Source organism: Sinomonas terrae, assembly GCF_022539255.1.
Taxonomy (GTDB): Bacteria; Actinomycetota; Actinomycetes; order Actinomycetales; family Micrococcaceae; genus Sinomonas; species Sinomonas terrae.
Window position 1 is genome coordinate 4,253,164 of record NZ_JAKZBV010000001.1, and the last position, 25,791, is coordinate 4,278,954.

Annotated in this window: 28 protein-coding genes and 1 tRNA gene; 16 read left to right on the plus strand and 13 right to left on the minus strand. The window is 68.7% G+C overall.

The window, feature by feature from the left end:
* Positions 1-37 precede the first annotated feature (37 nt).
* Positions 38-664, plus strand: a complete 627-nt coding sequence (locus tag L0M17_RS19705) for a TetR/AcrR family transcriptional regulator (RefSeq protein ID WP_241056067.1) — start codon at positions 38-40, stop codon at positions 662-664.
* An 18-nt stretch (positions 665-682) separates the two neighbouring features.
* On the opposite strand, the gene L0M17_RS19710 is transcribed toward L0M17_RS19705, so the two are convergent.
* From L0M17_RS19710 to L0M17_RS19720, 3 genes are all read right to left on the minus strand, one after another.
* Entirely contained in the window at positions 683-994 is a 312-nt protein-coding gene (locus L0M17_RS19710) for an AzlD domain-containing protein (RefSeq protein ID WP_241056068.1), read from the minus strand.
* Positions 991-1,734 (minus strand): AzlC family ABC transporter permease, encoded by a 744-nt coding sequence (locus L0M17_RS19715; protein WP_241056514.1) that lies wholly within the window; start codon positions 1,732-1,734, stop codon positions 991-993. The genes L0M17_RS19710 and L0M17_RS19715 overlap by 4 nt, the downstream gene beginning before the upstream one ends.
* A 101-nt stretch (positions 1,735-1,835) precedes the next feature.
* A complete protein-coding gene (locus L0M17_RS19720; protein WP_241056069.1) occupies positions 1,836-2,711 on the minus strand; it encodes a glycerophosphodiester phosphodiesterase in 876 nt (291 codons plus the stop codon).
* A gap of 60 nt (positions 2,712-2,771) precedes the next feature.
* Here L0M17_RS19720 and L0M17_RS19725 point away from each other — a divergent pair, with 60 nt between their 5' ends.
* The gene (locus L0M17_RS19725; RefSeq protein ID WP_241056515.1) at positions 2,772-4,067 is read left to right on the plus strand and encodes a DUF445 domain-containing protein; all 1,296 of its coding nucleotides are present in this window, start codon (positions 2,772-2,774) and stop codon (positions 4,065-4,067) included.
* On the opposite strand, the gene L0M17_RS19730 is transcribed toward L0M17_RS19725, so the two are convergent.
* Complete coding sequence (locus L0M17_RS19730; RefSeq protein ID WP_241056070.1) at positions 4,064-4,816, minus strand: hypothetical protein; 753 nt, start codon at positions 4,814-4,816, stop codon at positions 4,064-4,066. The two genes, L0M17_RS19725 and L0M17_RS19730, sit on opposite strands and share 4 nt — an antisense overlap.
* 139 nt (positions 4,817-4,955) lie before the next feature.
* Between L0M17_RS19730 and L0M17_RS19735 the strand changes: the two genes are divergently transcribed.
* From L0M17_RS19735 to L0M17_RS19760, 6 genes are all read left to right on the plus strand, one after another.
* A complete protein-coding gene (locus tag L0M17_RS19735) occupies positions 4,956-5,171 on the plus strand; it encodes a hypothetical protein (RefSeq protein WP_241056071.1) in 216 nt (71 codons plus the stop codon).
* Between the two features lie 264 nt (positions 5,172-5,435).
* On the plus strand, positions 5,436-6,239 hold the full coding sequence (locus L0M17_RS19740; protein WP_241056516.1) for a DeoR/GlpR family DNA-binding transcription regulator: 804 nt from the start codon (positions 5,436-5,438) through the stop codon (positions 6,237-6,239).
* The gene (locus L0M17_RS19745) at positions 6,236-7,207 is read left to right on the plus strand and encodes a 1-phosphofructokinase family hexose kinase (protein WP_241056072.1); all 972 of its coding nucleotides are present in this window, start codon (positions 6,236-6,238) and stop codon (positions 7,205-7,207) included. The genes L0M17_RS19740 and L0M17_RS19745 overlap by 4 nt, the downstream gene beginning before the upstream one ends.
* Before the next feature lie 2 nt (positions 7,208-7,209).
* Positions 7,210-9,234 carry a PTS fructose transporter subunit IIABC gene (locus tag L0M17_RS19750; RefSeq protein WP_241056073.1) on the plus strand — a complete coding sequence of 675 codons (2,025 nt, stop codon included), beginning with the start codon at positions 7,210-7,212 and terminating at the stop codon, positions 9,232-9,234.
* 27 nt (positions 9,235-9,261) lie between these two features.
* Positions 9,262-10,968, plus strand: a complete 1,707-nt coding sequence (locus tag L0M17_RS19755; protein ID WP_241056074.1) for a putative PEP-binding protein — start codon at positions 9,262-9,264, stop codon at positions 10,966-10,968.
* A gap of 30 nt (positions 10,969-10,998) precedes the next feature.
* Positions 10,999-11,277 (plus strand): HPr family phosphocarrier protein, encoded by a 279-nt coding sequence (locus L0M17_RS19760; protein WP_241051408.1) that lies wholly within the window; start codon positions 10,999-11,001, stop codon positions 11,275-11,277.
* Between the two features lie 153 nt (positions 11,278-11,430).
* Here the strand turns inward: L0M17_RS19760 and L0M17_RS19765 are convergent, their stop codons facing one another.
* The gene (locus L0M17_RS19765; RefSeq protein WP_241056075.1) at positions 11,431-12,093 is read right to left on the minus strand and encodes a pentapeptide repeat-containing protein; all 663 of its coding nucleotides are present in this window, start codon (positions 12,091-12,093) and stop codon (positions 11,431-11,433) included.
* Between the two features lie 32 nt (positions 12,094-12,125).
* Here L0M17_RS19765 and L0M17_RS19770 point away from each other — a divergent pair, with 32 nt between their 5' ends.
* On the plus strand, positions 12,126-13,076 hold the full coding sequence (locus L0M17_RS19770) for a D-2-hydroxyacid dehydrogenase family protein (RefSeq protein ID WP_241056076.1): 951 nt from the start codon (positions 12,126-12,128) through the stop codon (positions 13,074-13,076).
* Here L0M17_RS19770 and L0M17_RS19775 read toward each other — a convergent pair.
* The gene (locus L0M17_RS19775; RefSeq protein WP_241056077.1) at positions 13,073-13,855 is read right to left on the minus strand and encodes an SDR family NAD(P)-dependent oxidoreductase; all 783 of its coding nucleotides are present in this window, start codon (positions 13,853-13,855) and stop codon (positions 13,073-13,075) included. The genes L0M17_RS19770 and L0M17_RS19775 overlap by 4 nt on opposite strands.
* A gap of 155 nt (positions 13,856-14,010) precedes the next feature.
* Here L0M17_RS19775 and L0M17_RS19780 point away from each other — a divergent pair, with 155 nt between their 5' ends.
* Complete coding sequence (locus L0M17_RS19780) at positions 14,011-15,216, plus strand: beta-ketoacyl-[acyl-carrier-protein] synthase family protein (protein WP_241056078.1); 1,206 nt, start codon at positions 14,011-14,013, stop codon at positions 15,214-15,216.
* Between the two features lie 33 nt (positions 15,217-15,249).
* On the opposite strand, the gene L0M17_RS23015 is transcribed toward L0M17_RS19780, so the two are convergent.
* Positions 15,250-15,504 carry a LapA family protein gene (locus tag L0M17_RS23015; protein ID WP_372498048.1) on the minus strand — a complete coding sequence of 85 codons (255 nt, stop codon included), beginning with the start codon at positions 15,502-15,504 and terminating at the stop codon, positions 15,250-15,252.
* Between the two features lie 185 nt (positions 15,505-15,689).
* Positions 15,690-16,520, minus strand: a complete 831-nt coding sequence (locus L0M17_RS19790; RefSeq protein ID WP_241056517.1) for a putative protein N(5)-glutamine methyltransferase — start codon at positions 16,518-16,520, stop codon at positions 15,690-15,692.
* A gap of 84 nt (positions 16,521-16,604) precedes the next feature.
* Between L0M17_RS19790 and L0M17_RS19795 the strand changes: the two genes are divergently transcribed.
* Complete coding sequence (locus tag L0M17_RS19795) at positions 16,605-16,814, plus strand: dodecin (protein ID WP_241056080.1); 210 nt, start codon at positions 16,605-16,607, stop codon at positions 16,812-16,814.
* On the opposite strand, the gene L0M17_RS19800 is transcribed toward L0M17_RS19795, so the two are convergent.
* Positions 16,811-17,116: a helix-turn-helix transcriptional regulator gene (locus tag L0M17_RS19800; RefSeq protein ID WP_241056081.1), complete on the minus strand. Its 306-nt coding sequence runs from the start codon at positions 17,114-17,116 to the stop codon at positions 16,811-16,813. The genes L0M17_RS19795 and L0M17_RS19800 overlap by 4 nt on opposite strands.
* Positions 17,117-17,318: 202 nt before the next feature.
* On the opposite strand from L0M17_RS19800, the gene L0M17_RS19805 reads away from it, so the two are divergent.
* Together L0M17_RS19805 and L0M17_RS19810 are read left to right on the plus strand one after the other, a co-directional pair.
* Positions 17,319-17,852 carry a hypothetical protein gene (locus L0M17_RS19805; protein WP_241056082.1) on the plus strand — a complete coding sequence of 178 codons (534 nt, stop codon included), beginning with the start codon at positions 17,319-17,321 and terminating at the stop codon, positions 17,850-17,852.
* A gap of 62 nt (positions 17,853-17,914) precedes the next feature.
* Entirely contained in the window at positions 17,915-18,319 is a 405-nt protein-coding gene (locus tag L0M17_RS19810) for an ImmA/IrrE family metallo-endopeptidase (RefSeq protein ID WP_241056083.1), read from the plus strand.
* A 21-nt stretch (positions 18,320-18,340) separates the two neighbouring features.
* On the opposite strand, the gene L0M17_RS19815 is transcribed toward L0M17_RS19810, so the two are convergent.
* Together L0M17_RS19815 and L0M17_RS19820 are read right to left on the minus strand one after the other, a co-directional pair.
* On the minus strand, positions 18,341-18,895 hold the full coding sequence (locus tag L0M17_RS19815; RefSeq protein ID WP_241056084.1) for a cysteine hydrolase family protein: 555 nt from the start codon (positions 18,893-18,895) through the stop codon (positions 18,341-18,343).
* A 66-nt stretch (positions 18,896-18,961) separates the two neighbouring features.
* Positions 18,962-19,034, minus strand: a tRNA-Lys gene (locus L0M17_RS19820).
* Between the two features lie 113 nt (positions 19,035-19,147).
* On the opposite strand from L0M17_RS19820, the gene L0M17_RS19825 reads away from it, so the two are divergent.
* Complete coding sequence (locus L0M17_RS19825) at positions 19,148-19,810, plus strand: hypothetical protein (protein ID WP_241056085.1); 663 nt, start codon at positions 19,148-19,150, stop codon at positions 19,808-19,810.
* Between the two features lie 567 nt (positions 19,811-20,377).
* On the opposite strand, the gene L0M17_RS19830 is transcribed toward L0M17_RS19825, so the two are convergent.
* Entirely contained in the window at positions 20,378-22,912 is a 2,535-nt protein-coding gene (locus L0M17_RS19830; protein WP_241056086.1) for a LuxR C-terminal-related transcriptional regulator, read from the minus strand.
* A gap of 418 nt (positions 22,913-23,330) precedes the next feature.
* Between L0M17_RS19830 and L0M17_RS19835 the strand changes: the two genes are divergently transcribed.
* Positions 23,331-23,948 carry a DUF47 domain-containing protein gene (locus L0M17_RS19835; RefSeq protein WP_241056087.1) on the plus strand — a complete coding sequence of 206 codons (618 nt, stop codon included), beginning with the start codon at positions 23,331-23,333 and terminating at the stop codon, positions 23,946-23,948.
* 1 nt (position 23,949) lies between these two features.
* Entirely contained in the window at positions 23,950-24,960 is a 1,011-nt protein-coding gene (locus L0M17_RS19840; RefSeq protein WP_241056088.1) for an inorganic phosphate transporter, read from the plus strand.
* Between the two features lie 25 nt (positions 24,961-24,985).
* Here L0M17_RS19840 and pstB read toward each other — a convergent pair whose 3' ends face one another.
* Positions 24,986-25,765 carry a phosphate ABC transporter ATP-binding protein PstB gene (gene pstB / locus L0M17_RS19845; protein ID WP_241056089.1) on the minus strand — a complete coding sequence of 260 codons (780 nt, stop codon included), beginning with the start codon at positions 25,763-25,765 and terminating at the stop codon, positions 24,986-24,988.
* Positions 25,766-25,791: the final 26 nt, after the last annotated feature.

Genomic DNA, 25,791 nt, shown 5'->3' on the forward strand with positions numbered 1-25,791 from the left:
AGACGACTCCGTCACTCTCGGTAGCTACGGTGGAGGAATGCAGTACGAAGGAGCTTGGCGGAAGCCCATGCGGGCGGACGCGGCTCGCAATATCGAGAAGATCATCACGGCAGCCCTCGAGTGTTTCCGCGAGGACGGACCGAACGTCTCGCTCAAGTCCGTCGCCGACCGGGCCGGCGTCGGTCCCGCGACGCTGTTCCGCAACTTCGCGGACAAGGAAGAGCTTGTTCTGGCCGCAATCGAGCGGCAGATCAAGGTCAAGGTCGAGCCCGTGGCCGAGGATGCCCTCGACAATCCCGACGCGGCCGCCGGGCTCGTGGAGGTCCTCAGCGCCGTCATGCAGGTGGCCAACGACGAGCACCACCTGCTCTCCGCGGTCGCCGGGCGCCGCCAGCTCCTCGTGGGGCTCGCCGGCAAGCTCATCGAGTCAATGGGTGTCCTGCTCAGCCGCGGCCAGGAACAGGGAACCCTCCGTGAGGAGCTCCGTCTCCTCGACATGGTCCGCCTCGTCGCGATGCTCATCGGAGTCGGCGACACGGTGGCCCCGGGCTCGATGGCGTGGCTCCGCTACGTGGCCCTCGTCGAGGATGCCATCCGGACCCACCGGGAACCACGGCCGCTCCCGCCGCTCGAGGCCATCCCCGAGGTGGACCTCCCGCTCTGACGCGAGCCGAAGGGGCCTCTAGCCCCAGCCGAGCAGCCTGAGACCTGCCGCGACGGCAGCACCGACGATCACGACGACGAGGAACGGCGCCCGCAGCAGGAGCGCCACGGCCGCAGCCGCGAGTGAGCCGATCCTCGCGTCGAAGGCGAGGGCCTGCCCGTTCCCGAGGGCGTTCACGACCGTGAGCGAGGCGAGCAGACCGATCGTGACCGTGCCCGCGATACGGGTCATTCGCTCGTTCTTCATCCACCGCCGTGGTACGAGATAGCCGAGCAGCTTGATGGCGTAGGCCGCGGCGCACGAGGCGATAACCCAGAACCAGAGGTTCACGCGGAATCACCCCGAGACGCCTCGTCAGGGCCTTCATCGCGATGCGCGCGATGGGCGTACGGATCGAGGTCAGGCTCCAGGCCCTCCATCTCGAGCGGGCGGTCAGCGGCCGCCCTTGCGTGGCTCACCCAGCCGAGGACGCCGGCCACGAGCGCCGCGACGAGAATCGGGACGCCCGGGGGCACGAACGGGACCGCCAGCACGGTCGCGAGGGCGCAGACGACGGCGATCGCAGCGGGCTCGCGCCCCTTGAGCCGCGGCCACAGGAGACCCAGGAAGGCAGCAACCGCCGCCCCGTCGAGACCCCATTGCTTGGGGTCGCCGATCGCATTCCCGGCGAACGCGCCCACCGCGGTGAACAGGTTCCAGAGCACGAAGACGCCAAGGCCTGCGCTCCAGAACCCGCGTCGTTGCTCGAGCCGGTCGCTCTGCCCGGAGGCGGTCGCCGTCGACTCGTCGATCGTCACGTGCGCAGCAGCGAAGCGCCGCCACCCGCGCGGACCGAACATCGCGTTGAGCTGCATCCCGTACACGGCGTTGCGGATCCCGAGGAGCGTGGCCGCCGCCCCAGCCGCGGCTCCCGAACCCCCGCCCGCGATCACGCCGATGAACGCGAACTGGGATCCGCCCGTGAACATGAGCAGGCTCAGGGCCATGGTCTGGAGAACGCTCAGGCCCGAGGTGACGCCAAGGGCGCCGAACGAGATCCCATAGAGTCCGGTCGCCACGGCAATGGACATCCCGATGCGAAACGCCGGCGAGCGCCGCAGCGTAACCCGGGCGCCGCCGTCGTCCGCTCCGCCCTGATCAAGCTGCCCGTTAGACACGGGTGGGACACCGATCACACACCGGCCGCGACCACCTGACGGAGCACGTCAGCGGGGCGGTTGGTGGTGACCTCCTGGATCCCCACGGACAGGCAGTGTTCGACGTCGTCGGGCTCGTCGACTGTCCACACCCGGAAGCGCCGGCCGGCGGAGAGCCAATCGCGCACTCGGTTCGGGTGGTTCCGGACGTAGCCGATGCCGGGTCCGGCCATGCCTGCGCGGCCGCCGTCGAGGATCGCCTCTGCCTCTGCCTGCGCTGCCTTGAGGACGTTCGCGACCGCCCCGCCCGTGAAGCGCCCGAGGGCTAGGTCTGTGCGGACATCCTCGACTTGGACGTCGTCGACGAGCATGCACACGTGTTCGGCAGGGACGCGCGCGAGCAGATAGCGGATGGCGTCTGCGTCGAAGCTCATGAAGCTCACGCGGATGTTGCCGAGGCGGGACGAGCTCGCCTCCCAGCCGCGGGCCTCGAGCACCTCGAGGACTGTGTCCTCGAGCCTGAGCTGGTATGGGCTCGGGTGCTTGAGCTCGATCGCAAGCCCGACGTCTCGCCCGGTGCCCGCAAGAATGTCGAGAAGCTCGGGCAGGGTCAGGAGCTGCTGGCTGACCCCGCCGAACTCCGCGGGAATCCGGGCACCTTTCCATGAGGAGAAATCGAGTTCGCGGAGCTCTTCGAGGGTGCGGTCGGCCACGGCCCCGGTGCCGTTCGACGTGCGGTCGAGGTTGGGGTCGTGCAGGAGGACGAGGTGCTGATCGCGGGTCAGGTGGACGTCGCACTCGACGCCGTCCGCCCCGTCCGCGAGAGCCTGGAAGTACGCGGCGCGTGTGTGCTCTGCGAACTGGGCGCTCGCCCCGCGGTGGGCATACACGAGAGGGCGCTCGGAAGTCATACCTCTACGCTATCGGACCTGCTGACTCCCGATTCCGGCGAGTAGGGTTGGCCTATGGTGATGCTCCATCGTGCCGAAAGCCCGGAGACCGGACGGACGGCTGAGCTCAGCCCCGCAGATGCCGAGCGCGCCGCAGCCCTACGCAGCATGAAGACGCTGGCCCTGAGCCTTCTCATCGCCATCGCAGCGGTGTTCGCCGTCGCCTTCGCCCTCCAACGCCAGTTCCCCTGGCTCGAATACGTCCGCTCTGCGGCGGAAGGCGGAATGGTCGGCGCGCTGGCCGACTGGTTTGCCGTCACGGCGCTCTTCCGCCACCCGATGGGCCTCAAGATCCCCCACACGGCGATCATCCCCCGGCGCAAGGACCAGATCGGATCAGCCCTCAGCGGGTTCGTCGAGGACAACTTCCTTTCGGCCGACGTCGTGCGGGCAAAGCTCGACTCGGTGGACATCGCGCGCAAGGCAGGGTCCTGGCTCTCCACTCCTGCTGGTGCCGAGCGAGTGGCCAAAGAGGGGTCGGCCGCGATCCGCGGTGCGTTCACCGTCCTCAATGACGACGACGTCCAAGCAGTCATCGAGTCCCTCGTCCGCAAGCACCTGCTCACCCCGCCGTGGGGGCCGCCGATCGGGCGCCTCGCCGAGCGCGTGTTCGACGCCGGCCACCACCACCGCCTCGTCGACCTCCTCGTCGACCGTGCGGCCGACTGGGTGGCGGCCAACTATGGGACCGTGACACGGGTCGTGACGGACCGTTCCCCCTCCTGGGTTCCGAACTTCGCGAACGAGCTGGTCGGCGACAAGGTCTACATCGAGCTCTCCAAGTTCGTCGCCGCCGTCCAGAGCGACCCGAACCACCAGGTGCGCGAGTCCATTGACAAGTACCTCAAGGACCTCGCACGGGACCTGCAGTACGACCCCGCGATGATCGCACGCGCCGAGTCCCTCAAGGGCCAGATCCTCGGCGACCCCGAGGTGCGCGATCTGGCCCGCCGTACGTGGACCACGATCAAGCACGCGCTCCTCGATGCGGTCAATGATCCCCAGAGCGAGCTCTACCACCGCTTCACAACGGCGGTCCGGGACTTCGGCACACGCCTCGTCTCCGACGATGAGCTCGCGGGGAAGGTGAACGCCTGGATCGGAGAGGCCGCGGGATACGCAGTCGCGACGTACCGCTCTGACATCGCCGGTGTCATCGAGGACACCATCGCCCGTTGGGACGCCGAGGAGACCTCGCAGAAGATCGAGCTGCAGGTCGGCAGAGACCTTCAGTACATCCGGCTCAACGGCACCATCGTAGGTGCCCTTGCGGGGCTCGTGATCTACGCGATCGCCCACGCGATCTTCGGCGGCTAGCCTGCGATCTCACCCGGCAGCACGTCGGGTGCCGCGCCGAACGCCGTGCGTGTCGAGCGGATGACGGCGCGGCCCATTGCCCGGTTGCCGAAGCCACCCACGACGGCTCCGATCCCGAACGGCAGCGCCCTGCCCACCATGACTCCGGCCTCCCGGCGCAGAAGCCACTTGATGAAACGCTCGCGCACCTGACGTTGGACGAGACGAGCCGTGGGCCCGGGAATCGAGCGGTTGATCGCCGCACCCCAGGCCGCGTTAGGTGTACCGGGGCTGCCGAGGGCATGCCCCGTGAGCTCGCTCAGGAGGGCCGTTCCTTCCTCCCCGAGCATGATTGCCATCACGGTGGTGCGGGCACGCTCCGGGTCCTCGAGGTGCACTCCGTGGAGCTCGGCGATCGAGGCTGCGTACAACGCGGTCGCTTCGAGGAAGCCCAGAGTCGCCACGGCAGAGAGACCGAGCGACGTGAGGGTGCCGACGCCGGGGACGGCGGCCGTCCCGCCGATCGCGGCGCCGCCACCGACGACGGCGCGCAAGTAGTCCCGGTCAAGGCGGCGCCCCAGCTCAGCGGTGGTCGAATTCGGGTGGCGGCGCTTGAGCCGCTGGATGTTCGCCACCACGAGCGGGCGTTGGACGTCGACGGCACGCAAGAGCGCGCGCTGGAGGCCTGGACGGGCCTTGCCCTTCCGATCGAACAGCGCGCCACGGGCTGTGGTCCCGGCGATCCGGAACGCAGAATTCTTCCTCGCCATCCCCCCAGCGTAACGGCGTGCGGCGCTCGAAAGAGAGGCCGAAAATCATGAGCAGCGCGGGTGTTTGCAGGCCTCGCGAACTGGGTAGTAATCAGTGCATCGAGTGCAAGCTGCACCCGCCAACCGTCAGGAGTGAATCATGCGAATTGGTTCATCGATCGTTCTCATCGCGCTGGGTGCCATCCTGGCGTTCGCGCTGGCCCCGGGGCTGATCCCGTACGTCAACCAGGTCGTTATCGGGTACATCCTCATGGTGGTCGGCGTGCTTGGCCTCATCGTCTCGCTGATCATGGCCGCTTCGACCCGTCGCACGGTCGTGCATCGCCACGCTGGCGTCGACGATGTGGACATGTAAGAGCACCTGTAAGTGGACATGTAAGCCGCACGGGTAAGCCCGAGCAGCAGACCCAAGAAGAACAGTAGAGCCCGGCCACGTGCCGGGCTCTACTCATGTCTGAAGCCTCCCAAAGCCTCCCGACAACGGGCGCATCTTTGTTTATGTTGGAACCCATTGACAAAGCAACACAAACACAGATAGAGTCAACTAAACCAAAGTTGTTGTGATGTACGCCACATCCGATCAGGATGGGTGCACGAGGACAAGGACGTTCGGATGCAGATGTTCGCCGAGGAACGGCAGAGACTGGTGGCGGCCCGCGTCGCCGAGGCCGGCCGCGTGAGCGTCACTGAGCTCGCAGAGCGCTTCGCGGTCACGACGGAGACAGTCCGCCGAGACCTCGCCTCGCTTGAGCAGGCGGGCATCCTGCGCCGCGTCCACGGGGGCGCGGTCCCGGCCGACAGCGTATCGACCACGGAGACCACCCTCTCCGAGCGGCTTGTGCAGCATCTCCTCCAGAAGCAGCTCATAGCGGAGGCCGCCGCCGCTCTCATCGAGAGCAGCCGGCCGGGGAGCATCCTCCTCGACGCCGGGAGCTCGACGGAGGCTCTCGTCGACGTGCTGCTCACGCAGACGAACGGGCGCCGGAACAACGGCGCGGAGCAGGTCGTCATTACGAACGCCCTTCCGCTCGCCGACAAGCTCGCGGGCAGCTCCGCGCACGCCGTGCACCTCCTCGGCGGCCGGATCCGGGGCCTCACCCGGGCCGCTGTCGGGCAGGAGACGGTCGACGCCGTCGAGCGCCTGCGCCCCGACCTCGCCGTCATCGGCACAAACGGCGTGCACGAGGCCTTCGGGCTCAGCACGCCCGACAGCGAGGAGGCAGCCGTCAAGGAGGCCTTCGTGCGTGCGGCGCGGCGCGTCGTCGTCCTCGCCGACGGGAGCAAGCTCGGCGTCGAAACCCTCGTCCAGTTCGCACGGCTCGACCAACTCGACGCCCTCGTCACGGACGCCGATCCGTCACCAGAGCTTGCTGCGGCACTTGAGAAGGCTGGAGTGGAAGTAGTGAAGGCAGGCAACTCATGATCGTGACCCTGACCGCCAATCCGAGCCTGGACCGCACCGTCGAGCTCGGCGGCCCCCTCCTGCGGGGCGAGGTGCAGCGCGCAGTCGCCGTCCGGCAGGAGTCCGGCGGCAAGGGTGTGAATGTTTCCCGTGCGCTCGTCGCCTCAGGCCTCGAGACGCTCGCCGTGCTCCCGGGCGACCCGGGAGATCCCCTCCTCGCGGGCCTCCAAACAACCAACGTCCCGTTCGCGGCGCTCCCGATCGACCAGGCCCTCCGCTCGAACGTGACCCTCACGGAGCCAGGAGGAGTGACCACCAAGGTCAACGAGCCTGGCCCGGAACTCAGCCTGGACCAGCAGGAGCAGCTCCTCAAGCTCCTTGTGGAGCAGTCGAGCGGGGCCTCGTGGGTCGTGCTCGCAGGATCCCTGCCGCCCGGGGTCCCGGCCGGCTTCTACACATCGGCAGCCGAGCGCCTGCGCGCGGAATTCGGCGCGTCCGCCCCGAAGATCGCCGTCGACTCTTCGGGTGCCCCGTTGGCCGCCTCACTCGGCGGCCGGCCGGACCTCCTCAAGCCCAACGCGGACGAGCTCGCCGAGCTCGCCACGCTCGTCGGCCTCCCAGACCCCGGCACCCCGGCGGATCTCGAGGCCTCCCCTGAGCGAGCGGCTACCGCCGCACGCTCTCTCGTCGACGCTGGAGTGGGCGCAGTGCTTGCGACGCTCGGCGCGAAAGGTGCCGTCCTCGTGACGGCCGACGGCGCGTGGCTCGCCACGCATGCCCCCATCCGGGCCGTCAGCACCGTGGGTGCCGGCGACTCCTCGCTGGCCGGGTACCTCCTGGCCGACACCAGCGGAGCGGACGCCGAAGGCCGTCTCCGTCAGGCAGTCGCCCACGGCGCGGCGGCGGCCTCCCTGCCGGGATCGACAGTCCCGGCAGTCAACCAGACCGATCCCTCTGCCGTGACCGTCACGGCTCTCACGAAGGACTGACCATGACCGAACTCATCAGCCCGGAGCTGGTCCTGCTGGACGTCGCCCTCGGCGACGCTTCGGCTGACGTGATCCGGAAGCTCGCCCAGACCGTCGCAGACGACGGCCGCGCGACGGCCGCTGACGGCCTCTTCGCGGACGCCTACGCCCGCGAGCAGAAGACGGCCACCGGGGTTCCCGGCGGCATCGCCATTCCGCACTGCCGATCGGAGGCCGTCCAGGTTCCCTCCCTCGCGATGGCTCGCCTTTCGCAGCCGGTCGACTTCGGAGCCAAGGACGGTCCGGCCGACATCGTCTTCTTCATCGCGGCCCCTTCGGGCGCCGACCAGGAGCACCTCAAGCTCCTCGCCAAGCTCGCCCGGAGCCTCATCAAGAAGGACTTCACGGCATCCCTCCGCGCCGCCCGCACCCCCGAGGACGTGGTGGCGCTCGTGAACGAGGCACTCGGCCTCAGCACCTCGGGTGCCCCGGCCGAACCGGCTGCGCCCGCTCCCGTGGCCGCCCCTGCCGCTCACCAACGCCGCCAGCTCGTCGTCGCCGTGACCGCATGCCCCACCGGCATCGCCCACACCTACATGGCGGCCGATTCACTCGTGGCAGCGGGCAAGGAGAACGGCATCGACGTCATTGTCGAGACGCAGGGCTCGGCCGGAGCGACGCCGATTCCGCAGACCGTCATCGACAACGCGGACGCCGTCGTGTTCGCCGTCGAGGTCGATGTCCGCGGCAAGGACCGCTTCGCCGGCAAGCCCTACGTCCAGTCGCCCGTCAAGCGAGCCATCGACGAGCCGCTCGTCATGCTCAACGAGGCGCTCACCGTCGCCGCGGATCCGAACGGACGGAGGCTCGCCGCGACCGGTGGTGCCCCGGCCGAGGAGTCGGAGGGCCGCGAATCGGCCGGCGGCAAGCTCAAGCGCTCACTCCTCACCGGCGTCAGCTACATGATCCCGTTCGTCGCCGCAGGCGGTCTGCTCATCGCGCTCGGCTTCCTGTTCGGCGGCTACGACATCACGAAGTACGCGAGCACGATCGTTCTGAAGAACAACTTCTTCGACCTGCCGACGCAGTTCGGGCCGCAGGCCTGGGGCCCACTCGGGGCGTATGTGGGTGCGGTACTGTTCACAATCGGCTCGACCTCGCTTGGCTTCCTCGTTCCCGCCCTTGCCGGCTACATCGCCTACGCCATCGCCGACCGACCCGGCATCGCACCCGGCTTCACTGCCGGTGCTGTCGCTGGCCTCATGGGCGCCGGCTTCCTCGGCGGCATCGTCGGCGGCCTCCTGGCCGGCTACACCGCCCACTGGCTCGGCTCGCTTTCCGCGCCCAAGTGGCTGCGCGGCCTCATGCCGGTCGCGATCATCCCGCTCATCGCCTCGATCATTGCCTCCGGCCTCATGTTCGTGGTCCTCGGCTGGCCCATCAAGGCGATCACCGACGGCCTCAACTCGTGGCTCTCGGGCATGTCAGGCGCAGCTGCGGTTGGCCTCGGCATCATCCTCGGCCTGATGATGTGCTTCGACCTCGGCGGCCCGGTCAACAAGGTTGCGTACTCCTTCGCCGTGGCCGGCCTCAGCGCCGCCACCGCGACGAACCAGGCTCCATACCACATCATGGCCGCCGTCATGGCTGCCGGCATGGTGCCGCCCCTCGCAATGGCCCTCGCGACCGTCATCTCGCCCAAGACGTTCAACGCGGCGGAGCACGAGAACGGCAAGGCTGCGTGGCTCCTCGGCGCATCGTTCATCTCCGAGGGCGCTATCCCGTTCGCCGCGGCCGATCCGTTCCGGATCATCCCGGCCTCGATGCTCGGCGGTGCCATCACGGGCGCGCTCAGCATGGCCTTCAACGCGGGCTCGAAGGCTCCTCACGGCGGCATCTTCGTCTTCTTCGCGATTGACAACTTCGTCATGTGGGTCGTCTCGATCGCTGTTGGTGTCGTCGTGACGGCTCTGGCGACCGTCGGTCTCAAGCGCTACGTTGGCAGGAAGGCCCCCGCGGCCGTCGAAGCTCAGCCTGTCGCCGCCTGACGAGCGGAGAAAGTTCGAGGTCCGAAGATGCAGCAGTTTCACGGTGTTGGTGTGACGCCGGGGCGTGTGGTGGGGCCGGTGCGGCAGATGCCGGCCCCGGTGCGGGAGCCTTCGGCGGGGGCACCGGCGGGGGTGTCCGCGGAGGCCGAGGCCGAGCGGATCCGGGCCGCGTCCAAGGCGGTCCAGGCCTCGCTGAAGGCCAGGGCCGGGGCGGCCTCGGGGGACGCGAAGGCCGTGCTGGAGGCCACCGCGCTGATGGCCGCGGACCCGATGCTGGTCAAGGGCGCCGTGAAGCTGCTGGGCCCGGACGCGGCCGGCGGGCCCCGCTCCGCCGAGCGGGCGGTGTGGGAGTCCGGGGCCGCGGTCGCGGAGAAGCTGAAGTCCCTGGGCGGGTACATGGCCGAGCGCGCCGCGGACGTCCTGGACGTCCGGGCCCGGATCGTCGCCGAGCTCACCGGCGCCCCCGCCCCGGGGATCCCGGACTCCCCGGCCCCGTTCGTCCTGGCCGCCGAGGACCTGGCCCCGGCCGACACCGCGACCCTGGACCCGGCCAAGGTCCTGGCCCTCGTCACCTCCGGGGGCGGGCCCCAGTCCCACACCGCGATCCTGGCCCGGGCCCTGGGCCTGCCCGCCGTCGTCGCCGCCCCCGGCGTCGAGGCCATCCCGGACGGGACGCTGGTCTACGTCGACGCCGCCGCCGGGCAGGTCGTGCCCGGCCCCGGGGAGCCCGAGCGGGCCGCCGCCGCGGCCTGGGCCGCCCGGGCCTCGGCCCTGGCCTCCTTCGACGGGCACGGGCGCCTGGCCGACGGGCACCCCGTGCCCCTGCTGGCCAACGTCGCCACCGGCCCCGACGCCGCCAGGGCCGCCGCCGCCGGCGCCGAGGGGGTCGGGCTGCTGCGCACCGAGTTCGCCTTCCTCGACCGCGACACCGAGCCCACCCACGCCGAGCAGGTCGCCGCCTACGGGGCCGTGTTCGCCCACTTCGCCTCGAAGAAGGTCGTCATCCGCACCCTCGACGCCGGCGCCGACAAGCCCCTGCCCTTCCTGACCAACACCGACGAGCCCAACCCCGCCCTCGGGGTCCGCGGCTACCGCACCGACGCCGCCTCCCCCGGGGTCCTGGCCCGCCAGCTCGCCGCCATCGCCGACGCCGCCGCCCAGCACGAGGCCGACGTGTGGGTCATGGCCCCCATGGTCTCCACCCCCGAGGAGGCCGCCGCGTTCACCGCCCTGGCCCACGCCGCCGGCCTCCCGGTCGCCGGGGTCATGGTCGAGGTCCCCTCCGCCGCCCTGACCGCCGGCCACGTCCTGGCCCACGCCGACTTCGCCTCCCTGGGCACCAACGACCTCACCCAGTACGCCATGGCCGCCGACCGCATGCTCGGCCCCCTCGCAGCCCTGAACGACCCCTGGCAGCCCGCCGTCCTGCACCTGGTCAAGGCCACCACCGACGGCGCCGCCGCCGCAGCCGCCGCCACCGGCACCCCCAAGCCCGTCGGAGTCTGCGGCGAGTCCGCCGCCGACCCCGCCCTCGCCGTCGTCCTGGCCGGCCTCGGCGTCACCACCCTGTCCATGACCCCCCGCGCCATCCCCGCCGTCGCCCACGTCCTGGCCACCACCACCCTCCCCCAGGCCCAGCACCTCGCCGCCCTCGCCCTCGCCGCCCCCACCGCCGACGCCGCCCGCACCGCCGTCCGCACCCACCTCCCCGCCCTGGCCGACCTCGGCCTCTGACCCACACCCAGAAGGAGAAGGAAGAAACCCATGGCAGAACGCACCGCCACCATCGGCTCCCGCGTCGGACTCCACGCCCGCCCCGCCGCGATCTTCGCCGAAGCCGCCGCCAACACCGGCATCGAGGTCACCATCGCCAAAGAAGGCGACCCCGAAGACGAGGCCCTGGACGCCTCCAGCATCCTCTCCCTCATGTCCCTCGGCGCCGAATACGGCCAGAAAGTCACCCTCCGCGCCGACGGCCCCGGCGCCGACACCGCCCTCGACCAACTCGTCACCGTCCTCGAAACCGACCACGACGCCCAATAACCACCCACCCGCCCCACCCACCCCCACAGCCACCCCACCCACCCCACAACGCTCGCGCCGTCACCTCCGCAGGGTCCACACCCCGCAGACGTGACGGCGCGAGCGTTGGGGGGCAGCTCAGTGTTGGAGTCCAGCTCAGTGTTGGAGACCTGCTCAGCCCTGGACTGTGATGCCGAGTTGCTCGGCCATGGCCTCTGCGAGTTCGGCGGCTTGGAGACTGCTCACGATCGCGCCCCGAAGACCGGGCATCCCCGCCACTCTCCCCAGTCGCGCACCTCGTAGGTCTACATGCCGGAGCTCGGCGCCGGTGACGTCGAGGGTCTCGACGATGGAGCCTTCGAAGGCCACTCGAGTGGCTTTGGCGCGGCCGAGGTCGAGTTCCTCGATGACGCAGTCCTCGAACAGCACGTCGGTGAGCTCCGCCGCGCGCAGGTTGACGAAGCCGAGCTTGCAGCCCCGGACTGCGACGCCGGACCACGTCGTGTCGTAGAGCTCGGCCGATCCGATGCGGGAGGCTCCGAGTTCAACGTCCCGGAACCGCGAGCGCGGGGCAGTGAGGCTCGGCGCACCGAGGCGGTCGATCCGAGTCTCCACGAACGACGCTCCGGTGAGGTCCGCGCCGTCGACCGTGACGCCGTCGAGCGTGCACTCGACGAAGGCAACCCCCGCCAGGCCCCGATCGGCGAGGTCGACGCCGTCGAACGCAAGTCCCTCCGCCCGCTCACCCGAATCGAGGTCCCCCGCGTATCCCGCGACGAGGTTGTCGAGGCGCAATTCGCTCAGCCGGGGACGGATGGACTCGGCGCGGGGGCTCACTCGCCGATCCTAGCCCGCCGTAGGCTGGGCGCATGAGGATCGCTGTGCTCGATGACTATCAGGGCGTCGCCGCCGGGTTCGCGGATTGGGATTCGCTGGGTGCGGACGTCACCTTCTTCTCGGAGCACTTGGGGCACGACGACGACGCTGTCGTCGCGGCGCTTGAGGACTTCGATGCACTGGTGGTGATGCGGGAGCGGACCCCGCTCCGGGCCGAGCGCCTTGAGCGCCTCCCGAATCTGCGGCTCATCGTCTCGACCGGGCGCCGCAACGCCTCGATCGACCTCAAGGAGACGGCCGCCCGCGGCATCACGGTCTGCGGCACCGGCTACGTGCCCGCGCCGGCCGCAGAGCACACGTGGGCCCTCATCCATGCCGCGACCCGGAGGCTCGATGTCGAACTGGGGGCGATCCGCTCAGGCGGGTGGCAGACGACTGTGGGACGGGGGCTCGAAGGGCGGCGGCTGAGCGTGCTCGGCCTCGGCAACCTCGGCTCGCGCGTCGCGAAGGTCGGGCTTGCGTTCGGCATGGATGTCGTGGCCTGGAGCCAGAACCTCACCGATGAGCGGGCGGCCGAGGTCGGCGTGCGGCGGGTCGAGAAGGACGAGCTGTTCGCAACGGCGGACATCCTCACCATTCACCTCGTGCTCTCGAAGCGTTCGCGTGGCATCGTGGGGCCTGATGAGCTCGCTCTCATGAGTCCGGACGCAATCCTCGTCAACACGTCGAGAGGGCCGCTCGTCGACGAGGCCGCGCTCCTCGATGCCCTCGCCCACGACCGCCTCGGGCTCGCGGCGCTTGACGTCTTCGACGTCGAACCGCTCCCCGCCGACCACCCCCTGCGGAGCGAGCCGCGCGCCATCCTCACGCCGCACATCGGGTATGTGACGCAGGAGCAGTACGAGATCTTCTACCAGGACGCCGTCGAGGACATCGCAGCGTTTACGGCCGGCTCGCCCATCCGGGTCATGGAGCTGCCTTAGTTCAGCGGCCGCCTGCGGGGCCCCACGAGGAGCCTGCGCGGGAGCACATGGCTCACGAGTGCAACGGCCTTGTACCGCCTCGACGGGATCGAGACAGCCTTCCCGCGGAGATTGTCCAGCAGCCCCTCGCGTACGACCCGCGAGGCGCGCAGCCATAGGAACGGCGGGATGAACCGCTTCGACATGCCCATGCGCTCGTGGAACTCCGTGTGCACAAAGCCGGGGCAGAGTGCCGTGACGAGGACTCCGTCGCGCCGGTAGTGGAGGTTGGCCCATCGGCTGAACGAGAGGGTCCATGCCTTCGCCGCCGAATAGGAACCCCGCGGCAGATAGGCAGCGACGGAGGCGACATTGACGATGCGACCCTCGCGCCGCTCTGTCATCGCCGCAAGAGCGGCGTGGCACAGGCTCATGGTCGCCTCGACGTGCAGCCGCAGGTGCCGCACCTCGTCCTCGAGGGGGTTCCGATCGAAGTCGTGGAGAAGGCCGATCCCGGCGTTGTTCACGAGGATTCCCACGGGCCGCGCAGGGTCGGCGACGCGGTCGACGACGGCGGAGAGCTGCGCCTGATCCGTCAGGTCGGCGGGGAGCACCTCGACCTCGACGCCGGTCCGCGAGCGGAGTTCCGCGGCGAGTCGCTGAAGCCTGTCCTCGTCGCGCGCGACGAGCACGAGGCCGTGGCCCTGGGCAGCGAGCTGACGGGCGAATTCGGCTCCGAGGCCGGAACTCGCACCCGTGATGAGCGCCGTCGTCATGCTGCCCAGCCTAGTCGCGCCCATGGACTCATCCTTCCCTTTGTCGAAGAGGCACAAAGATGAGCCTGCTGTGGGGGAACTTCGGGAAGGGTGCCTGTAGGAATCCACCAAAAGGGGAGGGCCGCCATTGACCGCTACCGCACCGCGGGAAACGTACCTCAACAGGAATACTTGAACGCATGGACCGCATTGCTATCACAGGCTTCGGGGCAGTCAGCCCCCTCGGAACTGATGCGCCGTCGACCTGGGAGTCCCTCCGCGAGGGCCGGTCCGGCGTGTCAGCCCTCGAGGCTGACTGGGCCTCCCAGCTCACCACCCGGATCGCCGGGACCGTCCCAAGCTCCTTCACCGATGCTCTCGCCGTCCGCGAGATCAAGCGGCTCGACCGCTGCGAGCAGTTCGCGCTCGTGGCAGGCCGCGAGGCGTGGGAGATGGCCGGGCGCCCCGAGATCGACGGCGACCGGCTGGGCGTGGTGGTGGGGACTGGGATCGGCGGTATCACGACGACGATCGTGCAGGAACACATCCTCGACGACTCCGGGCCCCGCCGGGTCTCGCCGCACACGGTCACGATGCTCATGGGCAACGGCGCTGCGGCCTGGCTCTCGATCGACCTCGGGGCCAAGGCGGGAGCCCGGACGCCGACCAGCGCGTGCGCGTCTGGCGCTGAGGCACTTGCGATGGGCCGCGAGATGATCCTCGCAGGGAGCGCCGACGTCGTCGTGGCCGGCGGAAGCGAGGCCGCCATCACGGGACTGACGCTCGCGGCCTTTGGCCAGATCCGGGCTCTTTCGAAGCGGAACGACGATCCGGAGGCCGCCTCGCGACCGTTCGATGCCGACCGTGACGGCTTCGTCCTCGGCGAGGGTGCTGCGCTGCTCGTCCTCGAGCGGGAATCCCACGCGCGGGCTCGCGGCGCCGAGATCTACGCGTATCTCGAGGGAGCCGCCGTTACGTCGGACGCCTTCGACATCGTGGGTGCCGACCCGTCGAACCAGGCCCGCACCATGACGCTCGCACTCCGCGCAGCCGACTTCGCACCCGGCGACATCGACTTCGTGCATGCCCACGCGACGGCCACGCCCACGGGGGACGTCAACGAGTCCGAGGCCTTGGCCGAGACCGGCATCGACGCTCCCGTCACCTCGACCAAGTCCATGACGGGCCACCTGCTCGGCGCGTCGGGGTCCCTCAGCGCGATCGCATCGGTGATGGCGCTGCGGGAAGGCGTCGTGCCGCCGACCACCAACCTCACGACGATCGACCCTGCGATCAAGCTCGACGTCGTGGCGAACGTCAAGCGTGAAGTCGACGCTCGCGCCGCGATCGTCAATTCCTTCGGCTTCGGAGGCCACAACGCTGCGCTCGTCCTGAGCCGCGCCTAGCCGGATCCGTCGTCGTCTGCGAGCGCCCGGCCGCTAAGGCTTGGGCGCTCGCCGCACTCTGCGCGCATGCAGGCGCAGCTGCAGGATTCGAACCGCCCCAGCAATCGCGACCAACACGCCGCCGGCGACAGCCGCGATGAAGAGTGCCAGCCCGAGAGGAACGTAGCCGTCGAGGCCTAAGAACTGCACGCGGGCCGTGTCCTGGTTCTGCAGGAAGAACACGATCAGCAGGATGAGAACGATCAGCGCGACGACGACGGCGGCCCAGACGACGCCTGCGCGCGTCACAGGCGGCTCCTCGCGCGTCTTCGGCTGGGCGGCCGGGCGCTCGCGCTGCAGCGGCTGCTGCGACGGACCTTTCCGGCTCGGCTGGCCTGTGCGGCTCGGCTGATCCCTGCTCGGCTGATCTGTGCTGCTCGGCTGATCTGGTCGACTCGGCTCCTGGGGCGAAGACGGAGACTGAGGTTGCTGGCTCATGGTGCTCCTTTCATCGTCTGTCCTACAACTACTGTTCCCCCGATCTCCGGATCCCGCACGATGCGCGCCGTAAAACCGGCGTCAACGATCATTTCCGCCGTCGCCCGCGACTGATGCCTGCTCGTCTCGATGAGCAGCCAGCCGCCCCCCGCGAGCCACTCCCCGGCGCCTTCGGCAACCCGTCGCTGGATCGACAGGCCGTCTTCGCCGCCGTCGAGGGCGACCAGCGGCTCGTAGTCGCGCGCCTCGGGCGGCATCAGCGCAATCGCCTCGCTCGGCACGTAAGGCGCATTCGCCGTCATGATGTCCACGCGGCCCCGGATCTCGTTCGGGAGTGCCGCGAAGAGATCGCCGGCCGAGGCCTGACCGCCGAACGGCGCGATGTTCAGGCGGGCCACCTCCACCGCGACGGGGTCGATATCGGCGGCATAGAGCTCGATTCCGGGAGCGGTGTGCGCCACGAGCGCGCCGACGGCGCCGGTCCCGCAACAGAGGTCGACGACGACGGCGTGCCCGCCCGTGGTCGACCGCGCCAGCGCGGCCGCCTCGCGCGCGAGAAGCTCGCTCCGACGCCGGGGGACGAAGACGCCGGGCGCCACGCGGATCCGGAGATCCCCGAATTCTGCCCACCCGATGACGTACTCGAGCGGCTCGCCCCCGGTCCGTCGTTGGACGAACGCCTCGAGGCGGGTGACGTCGTCGCCCGCAGCCTCGCGCAAGAGACGCGCCTCGTCTTCGGCGAAGACGCAGCCGGCTGCCCGCAGGCGAGCAACGAGCGGGTCCGGAATCCCCGGCTCGGACGGCCGGGCCGCCTCTGGCCATGGCATGGTCACGGCGATAGTCTGCCATCACCCGTAGGGCCAACGCGGCCCCTCAACGTCAGGAGGGGCCCCTCAATGTCAGGAGGAATCATGGCAGGGCACACATACAGCGTTTCAGAGATCGTCGGGACCTCCCCTGACGGAGTCGACCAAGCAGTCCGCAACGCCATAGAAACGGCCTCCGAGACGCTGCGGAACCTCGACTGGTTCGAGATCAAGTCGGTCCGGGGCCACATCGAGAACGGCAGCGTCGCTGATTGGCAGGTCACGGTCAAGATCGGCTTCCGCCTCGAGCGCTAAACAGCCCCATCCGCCCAGCCGCTCGTCACAGCGTCGTCGTCAGGCGCAGGTGCGATTCGATTTCGGCGCCTGGCCCGGCGGCTGAGCTTCTCATTCTCCTCGAGCTCAAACAGTTCGTCCCACGGCTGTTTGAGGCGTACAGCGAGGGCAATCGCAAGCTCCTCGCTCAGCCTTGCCATGCCACCCGTTTCCAACAGATGGATCGTGGTCTGCGAGCGGTTCACCAGGAAGGCGAGCTGCTTCTGCGAGAGGTTCTCCTGCCTCCGCCATCTCCGCAGCATCGCCGGGTCCTTCACCTTCATGCGGCTCTCCTTTCGGATGGTCGCCGGAGACCCGCCGCAGGGCCTCCCCACACCCTTCGCCCATCTTACAAGTTAAATTAAACGAACTGTCAATTACTTGTTGCGCCTACAAGCGGTTCATCCCGCGCCATTCCGGGCAGGATGAGTGTGTAGGTTGTTGCCTGTCGGTGTGTCGCACACGTATGAGGAGAGAGCCGAGCCCGTGAACGAGCCGTTGAGCCTGCGAGACTTGGTCGAGGCCGCCGCTGCGAAGCGCGATGCCTCTGGCCTGCGTCTCGCGGAGATCGCGGAGGCCGAGGGATTCAAGATCACCGTCACGACCATCAACGCCATCCGGCAGGGCACCTACAAGTCGAAGCCCCGGCCGAGCACGATCCGCGCAATCGCCTGGCTCGCAGGCGTGACCGAGGACGTTGCCTTCACGGCTGCCGGTCAGCCGGTTCCCGGGCCACCTTTCGCAGATGAGCTGCCGCCCGGCGTCGACAACCTCCCGCCCAAGGCCCGCCGCGCCGCCATCGAGATGTTGCGTGCGCTCGTCGACCTCAACCGACGCGCCCTGGAGTCGCTGTCCGGAGGGTCGCTGTCCGGCGGGGACCTCTCCGAAACAGGCGACGACGCCCTGCCGCCGTCATGGCAGGGACTGGCCGCCTACAGTGGCCCGGACGGGCACCTTGAGCGCGAACGGGAATGGTCAGAGCGGGGCGAGGAGCCCCAGACGCCATCAGAGAAGGAGTGAGGGTCGGCCCGCCAAAGGCGGCCCACGCGAGGAATGTCGGCCCCGTTCCCTAGGCTGGCCGCGTGTTCAGTCCTTGGGGGGCACTGCGCGACCTGACGCACGTAACCCTGCATTTCGTCGTGATGCCGGACGGCGCTCCGGCTCGCACCGACGGGCGCCGTCGGATCTGGCTCGACAAACGCCTTCAGCAGGCGGAGCGTCGCTGCGCGCTCACCCATGAGCTCGTCCACCTCGAGCATGGGCACACGAGCTGCCAAGGGCCCCGCGTCGAGCGGCGCGTGAGGGAAGAGACAGCTCGACGACTCGTTCCCTTCGAGCACCTCATCGAGGCCTACAGGTGGACCCAGCACCCCGCGGAGCTCGCGGAAGAGCTCTGGGTGACGGTCGACGTTGTGCGCGATCTCCTCGAAGCTCTGACGGACGCCGAACGCGCCCTGCTCGCGGGCTCCTCCGGGAGGCTCCCATGACCCGCCCCGAGCAGCGCCGCGTCACTCCTTCAGGAGCGCGAGGGCCTCCTCCTGCGAGAGCTTGGTCTGCCTGTACTCCTTGAGCAGGACGTCGAGCATGGCGTCTGCCCGCTCCGGCGTCTCCGCGCCCATCGCTTCCCCGGCGAAAGCCACGCGGAAGTTGTGGGCGTAGGCGTCCGAGGCGGTCTGCGCGAGGCACAGGTGGGTCGAGACTCCCGCGAGGAGCAGCTGCTCAATGTCCCAGGTCCGCAGCCGCTGGAGGAGGTCGGTCCCCCAGAAGGCACTGTCGCGGCGCTTGACCAGCTGCGGAAGTCCCTCCGTGTCGAGCTCGGGGAGCAAATCGGCCTGCTGCGTTCCGTGGAACGCGAAGCCCTGTTCGTCGTCGAGCATCGAAAGCGTCCATGTAGAGCGGTCCAGCTCATGCTCGGTCCGCAACAGGAGGATTCGTGCATCACTTTTGCGCGCCGCGGCGATGAGTTCGTTGCACGCCCCCACGACGCGCTCCCGTTCCGCGGCCAAGGCACCGTCCTCGAAGAAGGCGTTCTCCATATCGATGACCAGCAAGGCAGTCTTCATGTGGGGGTTCTACCCACGCAGCGGGCGCCCACGCGGGATGGAACTTCGGCTTGCGATTGATGTCGGTGGGCCCTGTGGGGCTCGAACCCACGACCCGCGGATTAAAAGTCCGCTGCTCTACCAACTGAGCTAAAGGCCCCGACCGGTGCAGCCCGGTCACTCAGTACTCTAGCGCAGCAAGGCCTCGCAGCCCTCCCCGCCTCCAGTCGGTCCACGTGGGCAGGTGAGCGCAACAGGAGTACCGTACTTGGCATGAGCGAGCACCCAGGTGGTCCCGGAAACGGCACTGGTCCGGTGAGGCCGCACAAGCCAAAGCCCTTCGCGCCCCTCGATTTCGAGCCCTTCGCGGGTGGAGCCGACCCCGCACGCGTCTCGGAGGCGGCGCACCTCGCTGCGCAGGCCCTCGTCCGCCGGGGACGCGAGAGCGACGACCCCGAGATCACGCGAAGGCTCGTTCGGCTCGCCGACGAACAGGGCCTCGATGCAATCGCCGAGATGTGGGCCGAGAGCCCCGCCCGATCGCTCCCGGGCGCCTTATGGCGCCTCTACGCCCTCAGGGCCGCCACACGGAGCGATCCCGAACGAATCTCGGTCTACTTCAAGGCCGGCAAGGACACCGCGCAGGTCTCGCACGCCGTCGCCGGCGTCGCTGAGCCGCCCGGTGCCGACGAGCTGACGGTCATGGCGGATGCCATCCTCTCGGGCGCGTTCGACGGCGACTTCGACGTCGCGCTCGAACGTTCCGCGGCCTTCTGCCGCGTCGTCGCCCTGGGTCAGGCGAAGCTCGCGGACAGCGCCGAATGGGGCAACGCGCAGCACGCGACGAAGCTCACGCGAAACGCCCACCAGCTCGTCAAGACGGCCGAGGACCTCGAAGCCTCAGCGAAGGCCTGGCGGCGCGGACAGCTCGACTAGGCGGAGGGCTCGTAGCCTCTGCTCCCCCGCCTAGTCAAGGTTGACTACCGCGGAGCCCCGTAGAAGACTGAAGGTGGCGTCGGACCGCGGTAGCCCCGGGCTCCAACTTTTAGCCGCTTCGAGCGGCCTTCCGCCGAGAGGCGCTCCCGGTTCGGCGCTCTTAACTTGCTCAGGCCAGTCCTGACCAGCGAAGGCTCCGCGGCACTGCCGCGGAGCCTTCGCTTTCCCGCAATCATCGAACCGCAATGATCGTGCAGCGAACCGCAATGATCGTGCAGCAATGAGAGAGGGAAGCGCGCCCGAGTCCCTCCTTCTTCGGTCACCCCCGCATTCCGTCCCCCACGGGCACCACGGGCACCTCGGGCGCGCTTCCAGGCCGCGCTGCTTCCCCCGGCGCCGCGAAGCGCCTCGGGCACGCCCCCTGCCCGTCCAGCGTCGTCCGCAACAAGTAGCCACGGCCTTCTATCAGGCTAGACGCCGCTTTGAGGCCCTCCGTGGAATACAAGCAGCTTCTCCGTGCTGACTGACCGAGACGCCTCAGTGGAGCTCTCTCTCGCCGCGAGGTCCCTACTGGTCACCGCGTACGAGGTCGAACAAGGCCCTTCGTGAGGCCGCGTTCGTCTTGCGCAGCGCGTTCGAAATGTGGCTCTCCACAGTCCGGATGCTGAGGCCGAACTGGTCGGCGATCTCCTGATTGGTGCGGGTTCCCGCAAGCAGGGCGATCTCTCGCTCCCGGTCGGTGAGGCTCAGATAGGGGACCCCGGGCTCGAACGCGATGAACTGCCCGTCGGGCCGATGCTTCCTCATGAATCGCTCGGCGGCGCGTTCAATGGCCACGACAGCTGGGCCGCTATGGCTGCTCACACGGTGCTTGCGCACGGCGCCGCGAAGGAGCATGGCGATCTGGTAGGCGTCCCCGTCGGGCTCGTATTCGTCGGGGAACCGGTCAAGCACTTCGATGTCGCCCTCGAGCACGGCGCTGGCCACCCGGAGGAGCTGATCGTGCCGAGTAATGCCCTGTTCCCGCAGGATCTTCTCGAGCCGCGACTTCACGCGGGGCGTGGGGAGAAGGCACAGCGCAAAGAGGCCCGAGTACACGGCTTCGAGGATGAACCCGTGCGCCTTCTGAGCGGCGAGGAGAGTGCTGGCGCGCTGGTCGAAGGCTTCCGCACTGGCCGGCTTCCGTGCCACCAACTCGTAGACGCCCTTGCCGATCCCCGGAAGCGGCCCGACGTCGTTCGCCGCCGTCGCCTGCTCTCCAAGGGAGGACGACGCCGCGTCGGCCCGGAGCGCAGAGAGGCGCAGCATCGCGTTGTACAGGGAACCTAGGAGGAAGCCCGGACGCTTCAGTGAGAAGGCCCAGCCCATGAGGTATTCAGCCTCGTCGAACAGGCCCCGTGACAGGAGCGCAAGCGAAGCCACGTAGCTCTGGGTGACGAGGCTGAACTGATCGACGTTGCGGAGCGCAGCGCGACGGCGCTGGAGCGAGTATGCGAGCGCCTCGTCAACACGGCCGCTCGCGAAAAGGGCCAGCCCCCGGATCAGCGGCTCGAAGCGCGGCAGGGTCTCGAAGCCCTGGGCCCCGTCCATCGCGGCGATCGCTGCCTCGGGTTTCAACCTGAAGAGCTCGAGCAGGCCACGCGCGACGGCGATGACCCCGCTGGTGGGCTGCCGCACGGGCAGGCGGGCAAATTCGGCGTCGAGATCTGCGGGCATCTCCGTGTGCTGGGAACGCACCAGCAGGCTGAAGGCGCGCGCCTCCTCCGCCCACTCGGGCTCCGCCTCGGCGAAGTCCTCGAGAATCGTGAGTCCTCCGTGCAGGTCGCCGTCGTCCATGACAGCCCAGAGCGCCCTGGTCATGTTGAAGAAGAGCAGGTCCGAAGGCTCCCCGGTAGGGTCAGTGAGCTCGAAGACCCTGCGGATGCGGCGACGGTCCAGAGCCGCTCCCCAATAGACCCGGAGGAAGGCGACCGCGTTGGACATCGTCCTCTCGGCCTCCCACGCCGCGTAGTAGAGCTGCTCGACCGATTCAAGCCGCTTGTGGAAGTACCGCACGGTCGCGGCGTGGCTGCCGCCATGCTCCTCCCTCAGCGCCACGAGCTCAGCGGCCGCCGTGCCGTCCGAGAGCGGCAGCTCGTCCTCATGCCGGAGCGCATCGAGGCCGCCGGTCAGCGAGTCGCGGAGGATCCTGCGAGAGTTCAGCACGTGGTTGGCGAGATAGTCCTCGACGACGGGAGGGAACACGGAGGCAAACAGCTGCCCATCTGGTCCCGGCACTGCCGAGACGAACCGACGATGCTCGAGGCTGTCGAGGACGTCCGCCCCCACCGAGATGACCAGCTCTGGCACGGGCGTCGGGCCGAGCACCGACAGCGTGGTGAGGGCCTTGAACTCCTCCGGTCGCAGCCCGTGGAGCAAAGACTCGACGGTCCCGTGGAGGTGCTCGTTCATGAGCGAGCCGTTGATCCCGTACTTCCCGTCCCGGAGCACGAGCCGCTCGCTGAGCACGGCCGTCTCGATGATGCGCACCGCGAGGCGGAGGTTGCCCCCCGACTTCGCGAGAATGCGGGCCGGGACATCCACCTCGGCCGGCGCGCCCAGCATCTGCAGCAGGAGCGCGTTGACCTGCTCGTACCGGAGCGGCGCGAGCGAGACCGTGGCCTCGGGCCAACGGCCAAGGACGACGGCGGGCGTCCGGGACTCGAACGGCACGTCACTCATGGTCGCGATGAGCGGCACTTCCGTCCGCTTCTGCACGATGTCGATGACCGCCAGCGACTCGCGGTCGAGGCTCTCGATGCCATCGACGACGATGGCGCGAGGCCCGATGCGCGAGACATGTTCCGAGAGGAGGTCGGCGATCCCGAGGATTCCCGAAGCCCGTGGCCGAAGATCAATCCCCATCGAGACAATCCCCGCGAACGGCACTCCGGCCAACGACTGGGTCGCGAAGACCGCGTAGACACGCGTGCCGCGCCCCTCGAGCTCTTCGACAACCCTCTTCGCGACGGAGGTTCGGCCGCTTCCCGAGGCCCCCACGATCCGAACGCCGAGATTGTGCGCGACATAGCGCAGCACCCGGTCAATGACCTGTTCAAACAAGACTAGAAGACCTTTCGCTGTTGTCTGCCCCCCAGCAGCCCTCGCCGTCGAGCCGGCGGCCGGAACCGTCGTCGTGCTCGAAGGAAGAAGGATGACGCAAACACCGCGCGCGCTGCTTCTGGACGAACCTACGGGCTGAGCGCATGGCCTCCGTGGCTCCGAAGCCGTTTCTCCGTGTACAGAACTCGGCGACTAAGTGGTGGCGCAGGTTCGGCATCAGTGCTCAACCCCTCCAAATCAGAAAACGAACTACCCCCGCGCATACTGAGCACTGAGCGACGAAGCCATGACGCGCATTCCCGGCGCGGGGAGGAATCCGAACCGCCCGCGCCCAATTCACCTTGGTCGCGTACCATGCGTCATGCCGGCCGTCGCCGGACCCCTGCCCAGCCCGCACGGCCCGCACCCCGGAGGATTCATGAAGCTGCGTCTCTTCCCGCAGGAGACGGCCGCGCTCGAACTCCTCGCGGATCTCGCGCAGCAATTGGTTCTCGCGGTGCAGGTGCTCTCCGAGATGTTCGGAGCGCCCCGCGAAGAGCACGAGCGAATCTTCGAAGAACTCATGCGGATCGATCGGCGCGCAACCGAGCTCCAGCGCTCGCTCCTGACCCAATTGCGCACAAGCTTCATCAACCCTCTCCCCCGCGAGGACCTCCTCGACCTCTCCGAGGGGCTCGGCGAAGCAATGGAGCAGCTCGTGGCCGTCGGGGAGATCACGCTCGTGAACCGTCTCGACCGGCCTGCACGGGAGGCGTCGGACCAACTCGAGATCGTGAACCGCCAGGCCGAGCTCACGGTCGGCGCGATGAGGGGCCTCGGGCACCTCGACGGCCTCGAGGACTACTGGATCGAGATGATCCGCCTCGCCAAACGGGCAAACCACACGCACCGCCTGTGGGCTGCCAACGCGGTGCGCGAACTCTCCCTGAACACCTACGCGCGGAGCATCGAGATGGCGAGGGCACTTCTCGGTGCGGCCCACGCGCTCAAAGACGTCGGCGCCAACGTGGGCCGGATCATCGTGAAAGAGTCGTGAGGTGAGCATCGCGCTACTTGTCGCGGTGGTCGTCTTCACGTCTGTCTTCGCGTTCCTCAACGGGTTCCGCGACGCCTCCAACGCGGTCGGCCTCACTGTCCGCACTCGAGCTCTCACCCCGAGTGTCGCCGTCATCCTCGCGGCCTTCTTCAACGTCGTCGGCACGGTCACTAGCGCATGGCTCCTCAACTACTTCGGCGGCAGCTGGCTCACCGCCCCCAACGGCGCGCGTGGCCTCGTCGTGCTCCTTGCCACCGTGGTGAGCGCAAGCCTGTGGAACGCATACCTCTGGTGGCGGGGCTATCCGTCGTCGTCCACGCACGCCCTAGTCGGCGGACTCGTCGGCGCAAGCTTCGCGTCGGTGATTCGCGGGCACGCGCTCCAGGACGGCCTCGCGAACCTCCTGTGGTTCCAGGTGTGGCTCCCGCTCCTCATCTCTCCGGTGCTCGCCTTCGCCGTCGCGTTCTTCCTCACGAGCTTCACCACCCGGATCGCGCGCTACCGCCAGCCGAGCCAAGCACACGCGATGCTGCGCGCGACCCAATCCGTCGGGACCGCGGCCGTTGCGTTCGGGCACGGACTTCAGGACGGGCAGCGGATCATCGCGGTCCTCGTCGTGGCGGCGATCGGGAACCGGACCGACTGGACGGGGGTCCCCGGATGGATCGTCGTCGTCGCGGCCCTCGCCCTCGGCATCGGCACGCTCGCGGGCGGGTGGAGGGTCACCTACACCCTGAGCCACCGGCTGATCCGTACGGATCCGCTTCGCGGCTTCGTCTCCCAACTCGTGACGACGCTCATGCTGTTCTTCGGCGCGCTCTGGCTCAAGTGGCCGCTCTCGACCACGCACACCGTGGCCGCCTCGATCCTCGGTGCCGGCAGCAATCAGAGGTACTCCGCGGTCAACGGACGGCTCCTGACCAGGCTCGTGGCCGTCTGGATCGCGACCCCGCTCGTGACGGCGCTTCTCGGCCTCGTCCTCGCACTCGCCTTCGACCCGCTAGCCTCGTAGCCAGCCGGGGATCGGAGGGAGGGGCCTACCCGAAGCGACCCGAGACGTAGTCCTCGGTCGCCTTCTCCTTGGGGTTGTTGAAGATCGTCGTCGTGTCCGCGTACTCGATGAGCTTGCCCGGCTTGCCGGTACCCGCGATGTTGAAGAACGCCGTCTTGTCCGAAACGCGAGCAGCCTGCTGCATGTTGTGCGTCACGATGACGACCGTGTAGCGCTCCTTGAGCTCGTTGATGAGGTCCTCGACCGCGAGCGTGGAGATCGGGTCGAGGGCCGAGCACGGCTCGTCCATGAGGATGACGTCGGGCTTCACGGCGATCGCTCGCGCAATGCACAGGCGCTGCTGCTGGCCGCCCGAGAGGCCGGAGCCCGGCTTGTCCAGGCGGTCCTTGACCTCATTCCAGAGGTTTGCGCCCTTGAGCGAGGACTCGACGATCTCCTGGGCGTCGGACTTCGAGAGCCGACCGCCGTTCAGCTTCACCCCGGCAAGGACGTTGTCGCGGATGGACATCGTGGGGAAGGGGTTGGGGCGCTGGAAGACCATGCCCACGTGGCTGCGCACGGCCACAGGGTCGACGCCCGAGCCGTAGAGGTCGTCACCGTCGAGGAGCACTTGTCCCTCGACCCGGGCGCCCGGAAGGACCTCGTGCATGCGGTTGAGCGTGCGGAGGAAGGTCGACTTGCCGCAGCCCGAGGGGCCGATGAACGCGGTGACGGAACGCGCGGCGATGTTGATGGAGACGCCCTCGACGGCCAGGAAGTTGCCGTAGTAGACGTTCAGGTCCTTGACGTCGATTCGCTTGGACATGCTTTCCTTCGGTTCGAAAAGGTCGA